Source organism: Candidatus Poribacteria bacterium (assembly GCA_021295755.1).
GTDB lineage: Bacteria > Poribacteria > WGA-4E > WGA-4E > PCPOR2b > PCPOR2b.
Genome location: JAGWBT010000088.1, coordinates 1 through 17,052 on the forward strand (window position 1 = coordinate 1; position 17,052 = coordinate 17,052).

At 50.5% G+C, this 17,052-nt stretch carries 16 protein-coding genes and 1 pseudogene; 14 read left to right on the forward strand and 3 right to left on the reverse strand.

Annotated features, from left to right (window positions below; translation table 11 throughout):
- The 4 genes from J4G02_13650 to J4G02_13665 all read left to right on the forward strand — a co-directional run.
- A partial coding sequence (locus tag J4G02_13650; GenBank protein MCE2395621.1) for a hypothetical protein occupies positions 1-391 on the forward strand: 391 nt, incomplete at its 5' end.
- Positions 392-426: 35 nt separating this feature from the next.
- Positions 427-2,514, forward strand: coding sequence for a S9 family peptidase (locus J4G02_13655; protein MCE2395622.1), 2,088 nt, complete (start codon positions 427-429; stop codon positions 2,512-2,514).
- Positions 2,515-2,643: 129 nt separating this feature from the next.
- Positions 2,644-3,411, forward strand: a complete 768-nt coding sequence (locus tag J4G02_13660) for an SDR family oxidoreductase (protein MCE2395623.1) — start codon at positions 2,644-2,646, stop codon at positions 3,409-3,411.
- A 231-nt stretch (positions 3,412-3,642) separates the two neighbouring features.
- Positions 3,643-5,046, forward strand: a complete 1,404-nt coding sequence (locus J4G02_13665) for a M28 family peptidase (GenBank protein ID MCE2395624.1) — start codon at positions 3,643-3,645, stop codon at positions 5,044-5,046.
- A 9-nt stretch (positions 5,047-5,055) separates the two neighbouring features.
- On the opposite strand, the gene J4G02_13670 is transcribed toward J4G02_13665, so the two are convergent.
- Both J4G02_13670 and J4G02_13675 read right to left on the reverse strand, forming a co-directional pair.
- On the reverse strand, positions 5,056-5,196 hold the full coding sequence (locus tag J4G02_13670; GenBank protein ID MCE2395625.1) for a hypothetical protein: 141 nt from the start codon (positions 5,194-5,196) through the stop codon (positions 5,056-5,058).
- A gap of 64 nt (positions 5,197-5,260) precedes the next feature.
- Positions 5,261-6,055, reverse strand: a complete 795-nt coding sequence (locus J4G02_13675) for an isochorismatase family protein (protein MCE2395626.1) — start codon at positions 6,053-6,055, stop codon at positions 5,261-5,263.
- 368 nt (positions 6,056-6,423) lie between these two features.
- Between J4G02_13675 and J4G02_13680 the strand changes: the two genes are divergently transcribed.
- From J4G02_13680 to J4G02_13725, 10 genes and pseudogenes are all read left to right on the forward strand, one after another.
- Complete coding sequence (locus tag J4G02_13680; protein MCE2395627.1) at positions 6,424-6,720, forward strand: nucleotidyltransferase family protein; 297 nt, start codon at positions 6,424-6,426, stop codon at positions 6,718-6,720.
- A 56-nt stretch (positions 6,721-6,776) separates the two neighbouring features.
- Positions 6,777-7,631: a metallophosphoesterase gene (locus tag J4G02_13685; GenBank protein MCE2395628.1), complete on the forward strand. Its 855-nt coding sequence runs from the start codon at positions 6,777-6,779 to the stop codon at positions 7,629-7,631.
- Positions 7,632-7,756: 125 nt separating this feature from the next.
- Complete coding sequence (gene sppA, locus J4G02_13690) at positions 7,757-9,592, forward strand: signal peptide peptidase SppA (protein ID MCE2395629.1); 1,836 nt, start codon at positions 7,757-7,759, stop codon at positions 9,590-9,592.
- A 25-nt stretch (positions 9,593-9,617) separates the two neighbouring features.
- On the forward strand, positions 9,618-10,256 hold the full coding sequence (locus J4G02_13695; GenBank protein ID MCE2395630.1) for a phosphoribosylanthranilate isomerase: 639 nt from the start codon (positions 9,618-9,620) through the stop codon (positions 10,254-10,256).
- Positions 10,238-10,726: a DUF402 domain-containing protein gene (locus tag J4G02_13700; GenBank protein ID MCE2395631.1), complete on the forward strand. Its 489-nt coding sequence runs from the start codon at positions 10,238-10,240 to the stop codon at positions 10,724-10,726. Before J4G02_13695 ends, J4G02_13700 begins: the two co-directional genes overlap by 19 nt.
- Positions 10,727-10,826: 100 nt before the next feature.
- The gene (locus tag J4G02_13705; GenBank protein ID MCE2395632.1) at positions 10,827-11,822 is read left to right on the forward strand and encodes a ribose-phosphate pyrophosphokinase; all 996 of its coding nucleotides are present in this window, start codon (positions 10,827-10,829) and stop codon (positions 11,820-11,822) included.
- Between the two features lie 160 nt (positions 11,823-11,982).
- Positions 11,983-12,764 (forward strand): annotated as a pseudogene (locus J4G02_13710) (phosphoenolpyruvate hydrolase family protein).
- A 17-nt stretch (positions 12,765-12,781) separates the two neighbouring features.
- Positions 12,782-13,603, forward strand: a complete 822-nt coding sequence (locus J4G02_13715) for a phytanoyl-CoA dioxygenase family protein (GenBank protein ID MCE2395633.1) — start codon at positions 12,782-12,784, stop codon at positions 13,601-13,603.
- Positions 13,600-14,634: a zinc-binding dehydrogenase gene (locus tag J4G02_13720; GenBank protein MCE2395634.1), complete on the forward strand. Its 1,035-nt coding sequence runs from the start codon at positions 13,600-13,602 to the stop codon at positions 14,632-14,634. The genes J4G02_13715 and J4G02_13720 overlap by 4 nt, the downstream gene beginning before the upstream one ends.
- A 72-nt stretch (positions 14,635-14,706) precedes the next feature.
- Positions 14,707-15,834 carry an aldose 1-epimerase gene (locus J4G02_13725; GenBank protein MCE2395635.1) on the forward strand — a complete coding sequence of 376 codons (1,128 nt, stop codon included), beginning with the start codon at positions 14,707-14,709 and terminating at the stop codon, positions 15,832-15,834.
- A 43-nt stretch (positions 15,835-15,877) separates the two neighbouring features.
- Here J4G02_13725 and J4G02_13730 read toward each other — a convergent pair whose 3' ends face one another.
- Complete coding sequence (locus J4G02_13730; GenBank protein MCE2395636.1) at positions 15,878-16,858, reverse strand: NAD(P)H-quinone oxidoreductase; 981 nt, start codon at positions 16,856-16,858, stop codon at positions 15,878-15,880.
- Between the last annotated feature and the right edge of the window lie 194 nt (positions 16,859-17,052).

Here is a 17,052-nt window from a genome sequence, read left to right on the forward strand (position 1 = left end):
TGGCAGAAGCGTGCTCGATCTGGTGCGTCAGCCCGACACAGAGTGGGAGGATCTCGCCTTCTCTGAATACTGCACCTACGAGGACTGCTTGCATCGGATGATTCGACGGGATGAGTGGAAACTGAATTACTACCACGGTCAGGAACCGCAGCTTTTTAATCTTGCCGAGGACCCCGACGAACTATCGGATCGGGCACAGGATGCAAATTGCCGAGAGATACGAGAGCAACTGACCGCCGAGGTGCTAGAAGGTTGGGATCCCGAAGCGGTTGCCGAGAAGATGGAACAGAAACGGGCAGATATAGAGATTATCCGGGCTTGGGCAGAACACACCAAACCGAAAGACCAATTTCGTTGGGATCGTCGTCCGGAGATGGACTACCTGGATTGAACCCCGTCCAATCAACGCAAGGAGATGCACGTCAGATGTTACCGTTTATTTATTGGTTAACCACTACCGCCCCAACTGCATCAGGAACCCCTCCCGTTGCGAAAACTGATCCAAAAGTAGACACAGTGCATGGGGAAGAACGCCTCGATAACTACTTTTGGCTCAGGGAGAAATCGAACACGGAAGTCATCGAATACCTTGAAGCCGAAAATAGATATACTGAAGCGATGATGCAGCATACCGGGGATTTTCAGGAGCAGCTGTATCAAGAACTTTTGGGAAGAATCAAAGAAACTGATCTCTCCGTTCCCGAAAAGATGGGCGACTACTACTATTACAGCCGCACCGAAGAGGGAAAACAGTATCCGATCTATTGTCGGCAAAAGGGCGGCTTGGAGTCGGAGGAGGAGATACTGCTAGATCAGAATGTTCTTGCCGAGGGGCATGAATATCTAGAAATGGGCGTCTATAAAATCAGTCCGAATCATCAACTATTGGCGTATTCCACCGATACAACGGGCGCAGAAAGTTATACGCTGTATGTCAAAGATTTGAATACCGGTCAACTGCTATCAGACCAAATTCCAAACACCTACTACAGTATCGAATGGGCAAGTGATAATCAGACCCTTTTTTACACCACACTAGATGCGGCAAAACGTCCCTATAAACTGTACCGACACCAACTCGGGAGCGATCCAGAAGCGGATGTTCTTATCTATCATGAGACAGATGAGTCATTTTTCCTAGATGTTTCCAAGACGAGAAGTCAGGCTTACCTGCTGATGGAGCTGGAGAATATCAATACCTCTGAAGTTCACTATCTGGAAGCAAATCAACCCACAGGCGATTTCAAAGTTATTTCGCCACGCCAGTCGGAGTTAGAGTATTCCGTTGAGCATCACGGCGATCAGTTCTTCATTGTCACTAATGCGGATGCGGTGAATTTCAAGCTGATGCGCGCCTCCATCAACAATCCATCAAGGATAAACTGGGAGGAGGTCATCCCCCATCGAGAGGCGGTAAAGCTGGACGGTGTCAGCGCCTTTCAGAATCATCTGGTAATTTCTGAACGGGAGGATGGACTCCAAAAAATTCGGGTGCACAACTTCACAACAGGCGAAGCGCACGCGATAGACTTCCCTGAACCTGTCTATACGGTCCGGCAGGGAAGGAATCCGGAGTTCAATACGAACACGCTCCGTTTCAATTACGCTTCGCTCATTACGCCGATGTCGGTCTTTGACTACGAGATGGACGCCAGAACTCGCGAACTGAAGAAGCAGGACGAAGTTCTCGGTGGATATGATCCCTCCCTATACGAATCGGAACGAATTTTTGCCAAAGCATCCGATGGTACGTCCATCCCGATTTCGCTGGTTTACAAAAAAGGACTGGTCAAAGATGGAGGGAATCCGCTGCTTTTGTACGGATACGGTTCCTACGGCATCAACAGCGAACCCTATTTTTCATCAAACCGATTGAGCCTGTTAGATCGAGGGTTCATATACGCCATCGCTCACATTCGGGGCGGCGAAGAGATGGGACGGACTTGGTACGAAAATGGCAAGCTACTCCATAAAAGAAACACCTTTACCGACTTTATCGCCTGTGCTGAGCATCTAATCGCTGAGAAATATACTGCAAGCGACAAGCTAGTTACTCAAGGTGGGAGCGCGGGCGGGCTGCTCATGGGGGCTGTCACAAATATGCGCCCAGAACTTTTTGAGATTGTCATCGCAAAAGTACCTTTCGTTGATGTTGTCAACACCATGCTCGACGCCTCTATCCCCCTAACGGTCATCGAATACGACGAATGGGGCAACCCCAACAAGAAAGAGTTTTACGATTACATCAAATCGTATTCCCCCTATGACAATATCGAAGCGAAAGAATATCCGCATATATTGGTGACAGCGGGACTCAACGACCCACGGGTCCATTATTGGGAACCTGCCAAATGGACAGCGAAGTTACGCGCGTTGAAAACGGGGGATAACCAGCTGCTTCTCAAAACTGAGATGGGCGCGGGCCATGGGGGACCTTCGGGACGGTATGACTACTTGAGGGAAATTGCTTTTGAGTATGCGTTTATCTTCGATTTGTTAGGAGTAGACAAATAGAAGGGGACATTTCTGTGATGCGTGAAGCTAGTTCATTGGGTAATTGGTTCATTGGGTAATTAATGAGCTAATGAACTCATACATTGAACCTCCAACACTCCAACTATTCAATTATTAATGAGGTGACAGATGAGTTTACAAGACAAAGTTTGTATCATCACTGGCGGCGGCAGCGGTATCGGACGCGGCGCGGGGATAATGATGGCACAGCAGGGTGCCAAGGTGGTGTTGATTGGTAGAACAGCGGCAAAGGTTGAGGCAGTCAGAGATGAGATTATTGCCGACAGCGGCACAGCCGTAGCTATGTCACTGGATGTCGCTGACCATGATGCCGTTCATCAGATGGCAAAGGATGTGTTCGACACCTTTGGTCGCATTGATGTGTTGGTAAACAACGCCGGTCACAGTTCCAAAAATCGGCGGCTGCTGACCATTACGCCGGAGGAGATTCGCAGCGTCTTCGATTCCAACCTGATTGGCACAATTTACTGCACGCAGGCAGTTGTCCCCGCCATGCTGAAGGCACAGCAGGGGACTATTATCAATGTTTCATCCCTAGCTGGCGTAACCCCCGGACCGTTTAGCGGGTTAGCGTACGGTCCCGCCAAGGCAGCGGTTATCAATTTCACGGAATTTCTCAATGTCGATCTTCGGAACACTGGCATTCGGGCAAGTGTCATCATCCCCGGCGAGGTTGACACTCCCATCCTCGACAAGCGTCCCGTTCCCCCACCCGACGAAACTCGGCTCGAAATGGTGGATGTCGACGAAACTTCGGCAACGATTTGTCTCATGGCGAGTCTACCACAACGGACTAACCTCCCTTCAGTAGTCATCAGACCAACGATGCAACGGGATACGTCCGGCGAGGTAGAAGCGATGCCAGAGGTGAATTGAGAAACTGAATCGTTCGATTTCTATCTTTTTGACCGCAGAGACGTGGAGAACGCAGAGTTTTATTAGAGAAGTAGTGCGTCCCGTTCCGAGTATCTCGATTTATCGGGAGAGGCGAGGAGGCGTAGAGGTGTGGAAGATACTCGCTCTCTCCAATACTCACCCCTCGCTTCCTCTATTTCTTCTCTGTGTCCTCTGTGCCTCTGCGGTTTCGTTCAAAGGAGAAAAGACAGTATGCCAACGACCAATCCTTATCTCGAACTGGATCAGAAAATCGTTGGGGATATATATACCTCAACTGAACCGATGGCGTTGCTGACAACGCTCTGTGATGATTTTGGATCGCGATTCGGCGGGACGGAAGGCGCAGCCCTTGCCGCTAATCTGCTGGAGAAGAAATTTGCTGCCTATGGACTGGCTAACGTCCATAAAGACGCCTACGACTACGATGGGTGGTATCGTGGGGGGGCAACCTTGGAGGTTCTCAGTCCGATAGCGCGCGAAGTGCCGTGTATCTCGCTGCCTTACTGTCCAGCCGCAGAGGTGGAGGGAAACCTCGTTTTTGTCGATGAGGGGGTTGAGAAAGATTTCGAGAAAGAGAAAGACCGTCTAGCAGCAAGTATTGTCATTTCGCGGAGCGGCGGCATCCATCGCATGGAGAAGTATGACCGCGCCATCTTATACGACGCAAATGGATTCATCTTTCAAAATCACTATCCCGGCTATGGTGAGGTTACCGGCACCGTTGGCTGGAATCACGAAGCGGTTATCCCCGGCATCGGCATCTCCTATGAAACCGGCGAATTTCTTCACCGTTTGTCTCGGCAAAACGGGGCAGTGCGTGTAAGAATTAAGACCACCGATGAATATCGACCCACAACCGCGTGGAACGTCGTAGGGGAACTCCGGGGCAAAACGCATCCCGAAGAGTTGATCATTATCGGGTGTCATTACGACGGACACGACATCACGCAGGGTGCTAACGATCCGCTCAGTGGGATGGTAGTCGTTACAGAGATGGCGCGTGTGTTGTCGGCTCATGCAAGGGATGAATTAGCCCGCACCGTGCGATTTATCGCTTGGAGCAATGAGGAGGTAGGGTTATTTGGCGCGTATCATGATGCACAGGGATTAGGCGACAACCCGGCGCACGTCCGTTTTGTTTGGAACTTGGATTCCGCTGGCAACCCCGGCGGACGAAAAGGGATTCAGCTGCACCGGTTGCCGGATTTTGAGCCTTTCATCGAAAACGCAGCTGAAGAGATGGGGCAAGACATCTCCGTCGGGGGTGGCATCAGTTGCTACTCCGATCACTACCCCTATTTCCTGAGAGGTCTTCCCACTGGCAGCATGACAACGGTTGGTCGTCCGCCCGGCAGGGGTTTTGGACACACAGCGTTTGACACGGTGGATAAGACCGATGCCATGTCTATTAGAGAAGCAGCGGCACTCGGCGCACGGCTCGTTCTACGCCAGTTGAACGCAGAATCGTTGCCGCTTCAACTCCGAGAAGAGGACGAGGTCGAACGGTTACTGAAGGAAGACTCCGGGTTGGAACAACATCGGCTGCGAGAAGCAGTTTATGAGAAACTCGGTAAAGAGAATCTGCGGCAATATTGTGACGCTGTCATGGAGTGATGCAACCAATCAGGTGGCTCTTTTGCGCTCTTGATCCTTTCGCGCACTCTTTAACAGCTGCTTCCGCATTGTCTCAACTTGCTTTTTTCGCGTCAGGTTTTGGGTGACCGTTCCTGCGAATGTCTTGGGTTTGCGTTTCGGTTTCATCATAGATACCCTCCTACTCTTTGGAAACGCCCTTTTTGCAAGGAGGTTTCGGCAATCCCTCTACGATTCACCGCATGAAGTCCACACTGTTGGTAATGGTCGCTCCCAGTTGCGACATATCGTGCAGGAACGCCTCCCCGAGCGCCTCAAAACCGGGCACATTCGACGAACAATCCTCAAGAATAATAAACTTCCGCGCCCCTTCATCTCCAAACTCGGCGGCGATATCTCGCACCGTGCTTGCGACACAGTGGGATAACGCTTCGCCGACGACAATCACCTGATCGCACTGTTCCAATTTCTGGATTAGGTCGGTATTGACCTGCGTGGCGGGATCTTCTGGATCAGGGACATCCGCCTTCACCGCGCTGTAGTGCTCGGTGAAAATATTTGAACCCTTCATTACAAAATCAACAACCCCCAACTGGGATGCCTCCCAGTCCCGTACCGCCTGATCCACAGCGGGATAGAGCGCGCTCCCCCACGTCGCGATCCGGCAGTGTATGGGCCAAATCGTCAGTTGATACCGATTATTCTCCTCCAACAGCCGCGTGTAATCCAGCATCCGTTGGGTAAACGTTGGATCGTACGGCAGCCAGTTTCCAGCTTTAACATCCTCATGCGTGATGGTGGTAAACGGTTCGGGCGACTCACCGTCACTATTTTTCCAAAAGATCGGATGCCCGACATCAACCGTGTGATGACTATCAAGCGTAAAGTGCATATTGTGTAGCTGATCCTCGATTCGAGCGATAAATGTCGCCAAGCGGGACATATCGTTTTCTGCGCCCGGCACATAAAGCGCGCCACCCGGATCACAGAAGTCGTTCTGGCAATCAATCGCTAAAAGTTCAACGTGCATGGCTAACCTCCTTTTTCTTCCATGTATTTTCTGAAAGATTTTGCTGCTTGGATTTTTTAATCTGCTGCCGGTGTAATTATACTACAGTACCCGTTTGATAAACGATATAAAAAGATGTATAATAGTAACCTAAGTTGCCACCTGTCGGCCCGATGCCTATCTGAATCAGAATTTACAGGATATAAAACGTGAAACGTAATGCGTAATTGAACGGATGAACACTTGTCTGAATCAGGTGCTTGCATCCCGATTTATCGGAGATACTCAGGTTGAACGCAGCAAAATCCAGATCCGATCGGAGATAGAAACCGGAAAGTCCCGTATTGGACCATGGCTTTAGCGGAGAGTTTTAAGTGGAAAACCAAGCAATTCTCAGCAAGCACTTTATCAAACAGACACTTGCGGACAATCGGGAGACACTGAAAAAATACGGTGTCAAGCAGATTGGACTGTTTGGATTTTACGTGAATGGAACAGCGCACGCCACAAGTGACATTGATCTACTCGTTGAATTAGAAGAATCAACTTTTCGCAACTACATGGGGCTTGTTCTCTTCCTCGAAGATCTGTTTGAGAAGAAGGTTGACCTTGTTGCCGTTAAGTCCGTTAAATCGGACTTGAAACCTTATATTGAAAAACAGGTAGAGTATGTCACGAACCTATGACATATATCTTCAAGACATAGTAAAAGGAATTAACCGCTTATACAAGGAACATAATCATGCGAACGACACACAAATGGAATGATAACACAGCAACAATTTGCATCGAAGGATTGGATCGAACGGTTCGGATGCTCCACATCACCGATTCACACATTGCCCTCATTGATGACCGTGACGCTGAACATATAGAGGCTTGTCAGGGAGCGTGCGAACGTTTTGAATCGAGAGAGCGGATCTTTGACAAGTTGATGGAAGAAGCCAAAGACAGTTCCCTGGATCTGGTTGCACTGACAGGCGATATGGTGCATTTCCCCTCTCAAGCGGGTGTCGAAACCCTCGCGAAGTCGATTGCTAAAGTGGACGTACCGACGCTGTATACCTCCGGAAACCACGACTGGCATTATCCGGGCGTGGAGGGACGTGGGAAATTGCGAGAAGAGTGGTGGGAGGCACTGGCACCGCTGCATCACGGACAGGCGGCGTATGCCCGACATGAAATCGGTGGCATCCAATTTTTATTGGTCGATGATTCCATCTATCAGGTAAACGAAGAACAGACAGCGTTTGTGAATACACATTTGGCGAATGGAATGCCAACGGTCCTGCTCACCCATATCCCCTTGAGCCTTCCAACGCTGCGGGAGCCAACATTAGAACGCTTCGAAAACCCAATTTTGATCGCTGATCCGGACTGGGGACCTGAGGGTCGAGATCAATGGGGTACGGGAGCAGATATACCCCCAACCCTAGAGTTTGCGCGTACTCTCGTGAGAGCAGAAAACCTTATCGCTGTTTTCTGTGGTCATATTCATTTTGCGCACGCCGATAGCATCAATCTTAATGCCGTTCAGTATGTGGGAGCGCCTGGGTTTGATGGTGCAAGCCGGTTGGTGGAGTTCCGTCCACTGTGAATCGAAGAATCGAAAATTAGCGCGGGCAGGGAGAAATATGCCCGTTTGGGGTTGAAACCTGCCGCGCCATTTGTTAAAATGAACTTTGTTCAAATCTCACGCATCACATCAGAAAGGATAGCATCATGCGGAAACTGACAAAGCTATTCTGGCTGCTTATCGTCATCATCACCCTTCTAATTTGCCTTCCAACTTTTGCTCAAGAAGAAACAGTTGAGCCAGAGGCATTTCCTGATTCCTTAGACGAAATGTCAGATGCACAGGAGATACCTCCGCGAAAGTATGTTGAACTATCAATCAAGGGACCGCTTGCAGAGGTCAGACCTACATTTGTATTCTCGCCGCAAGTCAAAACTCTCCGAAGCATAACAAAACAGATCGACAAAATCCGCAAGGACGACGAAGTTGCCGGCGTCTTACTGAGGATCGAAGGACTTGGAATCGGTTGGGCGAAACTACAGGAACTCCGCGACAAAATCATTCAACTCCGAAGCAACGGGATCGAAGTCATCAGTTATCTAGAAAGCGGCGGCAACACGGAATACCTGCTCGCCTGCGCCGCGGATCGGATTGTGTTGATGCCGGCAGGGATGGTCGGTCTGACAGGATTGCGGGCTGAAGTGATGTTTTACAGAGGGCTTCTAGATAAACTAGACATCAAAGCCGATATGTATAGCGTCGGCAAGTATAAATCAGCGATTGAGCCGTTCGTGCGAGACAGCATGTCGGAAGCCCAGAAAGAGGCAATAAATGCGATTCTCGATGACCTTTATGCACAACAGATTGAAATGATCGCCAGCGGACGGGGTGAAATTGATGCGGCGTTGGCTGCAAATCTCATTGATCAGGGACCTTTTACCGCCGAAGAAGCATATCAAGCGAAGCTAGTTGATGCAATCCAATACTACGACGAACTTGTGGAATCGATTGAGGAACGGGCGGAGGAAAAAGCCGAAGTTGTTTCGGAATATGGCAAAAAATCGACGGAAGCACCCGAACTCACCGGCTTTGCGGGTTTCATGAGACTTTTTTCGATGCTTTCATCGTCAAAGAAGCCAACCTCTGGGGAAGGAAAACCGAAGGTTGCGTTAATTTACGCCACCGGTCCCATCATGTCCGATGCACCTACCAGTCCATTTACAACAGGACAGGTTATCACTCCCGGCGTAATGGCAAAAGCGCTCCGCGAAGCTCGCGAGGATAGTGATATTAAAGCGGTCATAATGCGAGTTGATAGTCCCGGCGGCTCTGCGGTCGCATCAGACGCCATTTGGCGGGAGGTGCTGTTGACGCAGCAGGAAAAACCCCTTGTTGTATCAATGTCGGACGTTGCTGGATCGGGTGGATATTACATCGCTATGGCTGCAGGCACGATTGTTGCCGAACCGGGGACAATTACCGGCTCGATTGGGGTACTCGGCGGCAAACTCAACCTCAAAGGACTCTACAATAAAATTGGGCTGACAAAAGAGGTTATCACACGCGGGCAGAATGCAAATCTCTATTCGGATTACGGCGATTTCACGCCGACAGAGCGTGAGCGATTGCAGAAATTGTTAGAGACGATTTATCAGGACTTCGTTCGAAAAGCTGCTGAGGGCAGGGATCAAACCGAAGCGCAAATTCATGAACTCGCGCAAGGACGAATCTGGACAGGAAAACAGGCAAAGGAGATTGGGCTGGTCGATGAACTCGGTGGACTCGACACCGCACTCGCAATTGTCAAAAAACAGATTGCACTGGATCCCACCGATGAAGTTGATATCATCATCCTGCCGAAGCCGAAGACGTTCTTAGAAACGCTGATAGAGGATATGGAGATGGACATAAGGCTTCCGGTGACGCCTCACCTTCCATTGCCGACACCGATTGAACAGACTTTGCCCAAATTTTTCTGGTTACATCTGTTTGCCGACGAACCTGCCGCAACAGTGATGCCGTTTGAGATTGTTATCCGGTAGGGTAGATACACGGGAGAGAAACGAATTGACTCGAATCAAGATTTGTGGAATCACTAATATTGACGACGCACTGATGTCAATTGATGCGGGTGCGGATGCTCTCGGCTTCAATTTTGTCCCTGGCACACCACGCTATCTCAAAGACACAGAAGCTGCGGCAAAGATTATCGAACAACTTCCCCCTTTCATCACAACGATTGGACTATTCGTCAACGCAGACCCGGAGGTGATTCAGGCAACCGCCGATGAATGCCATCTGGACATGCTACAGTTGCACGGCGATGAATCCCCTCAATTCTGTCAAGCATTCAATCGCAGGGTCATCAAAGCAGTGCGCGTCAAAGATGAATCGAGTTGTTCCCATATGTCCGATTATCGTGTCAGCGGATATCTGCTGGATACTTATGTCAAGGGAGAAATGGGCGGAACAGGGGTGGCATTTGACTGGCGTATCGCCGTAAAGGCGAAACAGTATGGTCGGATTATCCTCGCAGGCGGTCTTAATCCTGATAACGTCGCATCGGCTGTCCAGCAGGTGCGTCCCTATGGCGTCGATGTTAGTAGCCGCGTTGAGGCGAGTCCCGGGCGCAAAGATCCGGTCAAAGTGAGGACATTTATTCAGAATGTGAAAGAGGTGGATCGCGAATGGAAACAATCGAACTGATTTACAAACGCCCACCGGATCGCGTAAACCACTTTCCGCAAAATCTGCTTTACGAAGACGACGATGTTATTGTCACCACACAACGAATCAAACCTTCCAGTCCAATCATCATTGACGGTGTAACTGTTCTTGGGGATAATTACCGGGCGGTTTGGTTTGTCTTCGCCAACCGCTGGTATGATATAGGGAAAATCTATAATCTTGAAGATCACTTCACAGGATATTACTGCGACATCATTCTACCGATGAAACGACTGGAAACTCATTTTGAAATAACCGATTTATTTTTGGATCTGTGGGTTTCACCGGATGGCAGCTATCAGGTTGAAGACGAAGATGAATTTGAGTCAGCCGTAGCGCAAAATTGGATCCAGATCGATTTGGCAAATCAGGCGAGGAAGGCACTCCAAGATTTGATTGTCGAAGTTGAATCTGGTGCTTTCCCACCGGAGCTTACAAATCGCTGGTGATGGGAAATCAGCAATTTACCTTACGGTTGGATTTTGCTTGATAATAGCAAATCCCCCACGTATTACGTTTTATGGAGGTCTTATTATGGAGGTCTTAGCTATGTCCACAATCACCAACGGGGAAGTTCGAGACGATTTCCGGCTTTTTGCAGGGCGTGCCAATCCGGAATTGGCGAAGGAGATCGCTACGATTTTAGGGGTTGAATTGGGAAAAATGTCAGTCAGCACGTTTCCCGGCGATGAAACCCACGCTCAAGTTGAAGAGAGCATCCGGGGGGCTGACATCTATATTGTGCAGCCAACAGTCCCACCGACAAACGATAGTCTGATGGAGTTGCTGGTCATAATTGACGCGATGAAACGCGCTTCTGCTCAGCAAATCACTGCTGTCATCCCCTACTTTGGCTATGCACGACAGGACCACAAATCGACCGGGCGAGAACCGATTAGCGCGAAACTAGTAGCGAATCTGCTCACAACGGCGGGCGCGAATCGGGTTGTCTGTGTGGATTTGCATGCCGCGCAGATCCAAGGTTTCTTCGATATCCCTGCCGACCATCTGACGGCGCTGCCGACACTGGCAGATTACTTTAAGGAGAAGCAGATCGAAGATGGTGTAATCGTGTCTCCCGACGCAGGTCGGGCAAAACTAGCGGATAAGTACGTCGATATGCTCGGCATGCCGCTGGCAGTCATGCACAAACGCCGAAGTGGAACTGGTGGGAGAGAGGTGAAGGTGGTCACCGAAATCATCGGCGATGTTGTGGACAAAACCCCAATTATTATTGATGACCTCGTGACGAGTGGAAGCATTTACCAGCAGGCGGATGCCATCGTCGAAGCGGGTGCCAAGCCAGCATACCTCAGTATCACGCATCCAGTGCTTGTTGGCCCTGCTTTGCAACGTCTGAATCGCCCTTCCATTCAGGAGGTTGTTGTCACCAATACAGTTCCCGTCCCCGCTGAGAAACAGATTGGCAACAAAATCCAAGTCCTGTCTATTGCCCCACTTCTCGCCGAGGCAATTCTGAGGATTCATCAGCGCCGTTCGGTCAGTCAGGTTTTCTTTGATCAGAAGCTGGTTTTTCCAGTGTAGGATGGTAGGGAACGTAGATCTGCGTTCCCCACAAAGTCCTGTAGTTCGGCGATTCATCGCCACACAAGTTTGGGCAGGCACCACCTGCCCCTACATTTGGTTCATTCCTTGTAGGGGCAACCCTTGTGGTTGCCCTTGCTTAATAGATTTGGAGGTGTAAATGAAATTCAAACGTGAAGATATTTTAAGTCGATTGCGCGCAAACGTTGAGGCGGGCAAACCGATTATCGGTGCAGGCGCAGGGACCGGTATCTCTGCCAAGTGTGAGGAGGCTGGCGGTGTAGACCTCATCGTGATTTATAACTCAGGACGTTTTCGTATGGCAGGTCGAGGATCGCTCGCGGGGATGATGCCCTACGGCGATGCGAACCAAATTGTGGTTGAGATGGCGAGCGAAGTGCTGCCGGTTGTTGAAAATATACCCGTGCTCGCAGGTGTCTGCGGGACGGATCCGTTTCGCCTGATGGATGTATTCCTCAAACAGATCGACGCAATCGGCTTCTCTGGGGTGCAAAATTTCCCGACTGTGGGTTTAATTGATAGCACATTTCGACAAAACCTAGAAGAGACGGGGATGGGGTATGGTCCAGAGGTATGTTGACGACGCCTTACGCCTTCAACGAGTCAGAGGCAGAACAGATGGCAGATGCCGGCGCAGACATCCTTGTCGCCCACATGGGATTGACAACAAAGGGGAGCATTGGTGCAAAGACAGCATTGACGCTTGAAGAATCCGCCAAACGGGTGCAAGCCATCCACGATGCAGCGAAGTCGGTCAACCCTGACATCTTGGTCATCGCCGAGCCGGAAGATGCCCAGTATATCCTTGACAATACAACGGGAGTCGTCGGGTTCTACGGTGCATCAAGTGCCGAGCGACTGCCAACAGAGCGTGCGATTACCGCCCAAATTGAGTCGTTCAAGTCGATTCATTTGTCGTAAACAGGGAGGAGATATTGATGCAAACGCCAACATCCTCTCCGGCACAGACGAAATACGAGGCGGATGGGTTTTATCTGTTCCCGGAGCCGGTTATCGATAACGCAGTCATTCAACGAGCTGTCGAAGGCATGGATGCGGTCCGAGCGGGAGAATACGAAACAGGCACGCCGCCACGTCCGTCGGCTTGGAACCCCGGTGACGATCCAAAGAAGCTATGCAAGATAGAGATGTCTCAGATTGCAAACCGTGCAATTATGGAGTTGGTCAGCCAGTCGTCTATTGGAAATCTAGCAGCTGAGATCACGGGCGCCGAGATGGTGCAGGTGTGGTGGGTACAACTCCTCTATAAGCCTCCCGCTGACCCAGACGGAATTGTATCCACAAATATTGGCTGGCATCAAGACCGCCACTATTGGCAGGTGTGGGAAGAAGGCAGTGAATTACTCACAGCGTGGGTTGCGCTCAGCGATGTGACCCCGGAAGCGGGACCCATGAAATTTGTTCGCGGTTCGCACAAATGGGGATTGCTCGGTCATAGCGATTTCTATGGACAAGACCACGAAGCGCAGCGCGAAGAGATTGAAGTGCCTGATGGTGAAAGCTGGGAAGAGGTCCCCGCCATCCTTCGCCCCGGTGGTATTAGTTTCCACGATAACCTCACCTATCACGGCAGCGGTCCCAATCTCTCTGGAGAACCACGGCGGAGTTTTGCAGTCCATTTGCGGACGGAAAAGTCTAGACCGGTTGATAATCTTCGACAAGGACTAACGGCATTCATCGATACGCCCACACACTGCCCGGTGATCTATAGGGAAAAAAATAGAAGGAGCTACTCATGAAAGGCGTCGTCAAATATCAGCGCGGTGACGGGTTCACCGAACTCCGTGATGTGGATGTTCGGCAGCCCAACGCCAACGAAGTTCTCATTGAGGTGCACAGTGCGGGTATCTGTGGTTCTGATCTGCACATCCATCACGATCACATCAACCTCCCGATGCGTCCGCCGGTTGTCATCGGTCACGAATTTAGTGGTACGATTATCGAGTGCGGTTCGGAAATTAGTCGCGTCAAGGTCGGCGATCGCGTGACCGTTGAGCCTACTTTTTCGATCTGTGGACGGTGCGACTACTGCCGTTCAGGATTTTATAATCTGTGCAATCACCGGGAAATTATCGGCTACTGGCATAACGGGGCGTTCGCAAAATATTGCACCACCCCCGAACACGGCTTACACAAACTTCCCGAAAACGTAGACTTAATCTCTGGATCATTGACAGAGCCGGTCGCTTGCTGTGTTCACGGTGTAATCGAACAGACGCAGGTCTCCGCCGGTGACTTTGTCGCGATCACTGGACCAGGGACTATTGGACTGCTCAGTTTGCAAATGGCGAAGGCCGAAGGGGGCATTGTCGCCGTGTGTGGCACATCCGTTGATGCAAGTCGGCTCAAACGTGCGGCTGAACTTGGCGCAGACCTAACGATAGATGTTGAGAAGGAAGATGCGGTGGAAATCATCAAGGCACATACCGGCGGTTACGGCGCCGATGTTGTCTTGGAATGCTCAGGTGCAGCGCCGGCAGCGCCGCTAGGCATCGAACTGACTCGCAAACGTGGGAAGTACACACAAATGGGCTTGTTCGGCAATCCAATCAACATCGATTTTGAACAGATTGCCTTCAAGGAACTTCAGGTGACGGGCTTCATCTCTCAGAAAAAGACCGCATGGGAGCGTGCACTCAAATTGATGGAACACGGCATGGTTTCCACAAAGGCATTAATCACCCATGAAATGCACATCTCCGAATGGCAGGACGCATTTGATCTCTTTGAGAGGCGGGAGGGCGTAAAGTTGATGTTGCGTCCTGAATAATAGAAAGCGTTTTATCCTATCTACCGTGCTTTCATTTTCACGACTCCAATACAAGCAGATACAGGTGACACTATGGAGCATTTAGACTATACAGCAGGTTATAGAACCGTTGACGATTTTCGGATTTATCACCTCAGTGCCCAAAAACCGAATGCTTTGGGTTCGCCGCCGACAGACCTTAAAACCTTTAATGAGAATCCAGATGTCAAGCCATCGGATTGGCTCGCCGTTGCTGAAATTGTGCCGGACCTTGGAAATAACTGCTACGCTTTCAAGGTCGCTGATGGCGATAGATGGATGGAGGTAATAGAGTCACCGCCGGATCTTGCAACGTTGAAAGAACGTCCTACCGCCTACGGCAATCCGATTTTGTTTCCGTTTCCAAACCGCATCCGGGGTGGCACGTTTACGTTTGAGGGTGAAACCTACCAATTTGACAAACCGCCCGACTCCCCAACCTCGATTCATGGATTGCTGCTCAATCAACCGTATCAGGTTGAAAAGCGCTCCGCTGGCAAAGATGGTGCCATACTGGTCTGTTCACTTGACACCCGTGATTTTCCAGATATAGGTCGGCAATATCCGTTCCCTTTTAAGATTCAGGTTACCTATACCCTAGCCCCGGTTAGTCCGACAAATGGTGCACTTGACTCGTCCACTGAAACACCAACGCTGTGTCTGAAAATGGAGGTTTCGATCACAAATACAGGTGAACGCAATATGCCGATGGGGTTCGGCATCCACCCCTATTTTCATGCACTTCTCGCTTCTGACTCGGCTGCAACGCAGGCGATGATTACCGCCCCCGTAGCGAGATATTGGGAACTTGATGATGTACTCGTGCCAACTGGGAAGACACACCCGGTCTCCGGCGCGTTGGATCTGCGGAATGGGCAGCCCTATGCCAATACGGAACTAGACCACGTTTTTACAGACGTTCAACTGACAGATGGCATCAGTCGTTGTATCATTGACAACCGAGATACAGGACGCGGCATGATTTTGGAATCGGATGCCCAATTCAGGGAATTGGTTGTTTATAAGCCGCCGGGACGACCCTCTATCTGTTTTGAACCGTACACCTGTCCGACAGACGCTATCAATTTGGAAGCGAAGGGCATACCTGCCGGGGTGATTGTCTTGTCGCCGGACGAGACATTCTCGGCAACGGTTCGCATCATCCCAATCCAACGTCATTGAATGATGTCGCGTCATCACTTACCCGACACTGGAATCCACTATATCATTCCACCTTCAGGAGAATCTTCCCAAAGTTCCGATTCGCCTCCATATATTCGTGCGCTTCGCGAGCTTGCGATAGGGGCATCACGCAATCAATAATCGGTTGAATCTTTCCTTCTTTAAGTAGAGGAAGCCATCGATCGACAAAACGCTGCGTAATTCCAATCTTTTCCTCTATCGACTGAGGACGCATCACCGATCCGAAGACCTGTAACCGCTTTCGCATGATCTGACTCATATTAAGTTCTGCAGCAGCACCGCCCATCAACCCAACCATAACCATGCGACCTCGCGTCTTGAGAATCGATAGATTGCGCTCCAAGTACGGCGCACCAATGAAGTCTTGAACCAACTCCACACCTTCCCCGTCTGTCAGTCGCATAATCTCTTCCGCAAAGTCCTGTTCCTTATAATTGATGCCCTCCGTACAACCGAGCTGCTTACTTCTCTCGATTTTCTCCGCCGAGCCCGCTGTGATAAAGACGCGCGCCCCTGCCTGATGCGCCATCTGCGTCCCTGCTGTCCCCACACCACTGCCGCCAGCATGAATAAGCACGGATTCGCCAGCACTCAAGCCACCGAGGGTAAAGAGCGTTTCATTGGCGGTAAAGAAGACCTCCGTGACCGCCGCCGCCTTCTCAAAACTCCAATCGTCAGGAATTGGCATCGCCATGCGATAGTCGAGGACCGCCTGTTCCGCGTAAGCACCACCGCCGACCAGACCGAACACGCGATCACCCCGCTCGAAACCTTCTACTTCATCTCCCCACGACGCAACAACCCCAGCAAGTTCCAATCCGAGCAGCTCTGATTCGCCGGGCGGGGGTGGATAGCCCCCTTGCCGCTGTATGGTATCCGCTCGATTGAGTGCGGTTGCTTTTACATCAATTAACAGTTGTGTGGGTCCAGGAATGGGGGCAGGCACTTCCCCTAATGTCAAAACCTCCGGTCCCCCGTCACCGGCTCTAATAATTCCTTTCATCAGTTCTCCTTTCAGGGATTTTACTTGACCTATAAACCTATTGAAAATTCATCCCCGCAGCGAATGCACGAAACACCTTCCTAATCTGAAGTCAACCAAGAGGTGCCAGCGATAGCCTTGGGGTGATGCTCGAACCGCTTTTCCGTTTTCGCTTGACCGCGTGACTTACCCTATGTATAATTGCGTTTTGAACC

Bases quoted from the DNA above. Each gene is read 5' to 3' on its own strand.
- J4G02_13715 (MCE2395633.1), top strand. From the start codon at position 12,782: ATGCAAACGCCAACATCCTCTCCGGCACAGACGAAATACGAGGCGGAT.
- J4G02_13675 (MCE2395626.1), bottom strand. From the start codon at position 6,055: ATGCACGTTGAACTTTTAGCGATTGATTGCCAGAACGACTTCTGTGAT.
- sppA (MCE2395629.1), top strand. From the start codon at position 7,757: ATGCGGAAACTGACAAAGCTATTCTGGCTGCTTATCGTCATCATCACC.
- J4G02_13705 (MCE2395632.1), top strand. From the start codon at position 10,827: ATGTCCACAATCACCAACGGGGAAGTTCGAGACGATTTCCGGCTTTTT.
- J4G02_13665 (MCE2395624.1), top strand. From the start codon at position 3,643: ATGCCAACGACCAATCCTTATCTCGAACTGGATCAGAAAATCGTTGGG.
- J4G02_13725 (MCE2395635.1), top strand. From the start codon at position 14,707: ATGGAGCATTTAGACTATACAGCAGGTTATAGAACCGTTGACGATTTT.
- J4G02_13685 (MCE2395628.1), top strand. From the start codon at position 6,777: ATGCGAACGACACACAAATGGAATGATAACACAGCAACAATTTGCATC.
- J4G02_13655 (MCE2395622.1), top strand. From the start codon at position 427: ATGTTACCGTTTATTTATTGGTTAACCACTACCGCCCCAACTGCATCA.
- J4G02_13700 (MCE2395631.1), top strand. From the start codon at position 10,238: ATGGAAACAATCGAACTGATTTACAAACGCCCACCGGATCGCGTAAAC.
- J4G02_13730 (MCE2395636.1), bottom strand. From the start codon at position 16,858: ATGAAAGGAATTATTAGAGCCGGTGACGGGGGACCGGAGGTTTTGACA.
- J4G02_13720 (MCE2395634.1), top strand. From the start codon at position 13,600: ATGAAAGGCGTCGTCAAATATCAGCGCGGTGACGGGTTCACCGAACTC.
- J4G02_13670 (MCE2395625.1), bottom strand. From the start codon at position 5,196: ATGATGAAACCGAAACGCAAACCCAAGACATTCGCAGGAACGGTCACC.
- J4G02_13660 (MCE2395623.1), top strand. From the start codon at position 2,644: ATGAGTTTACAAGACAAAGTTTGTATCATCACTGGCGGCGGCAGCGGT.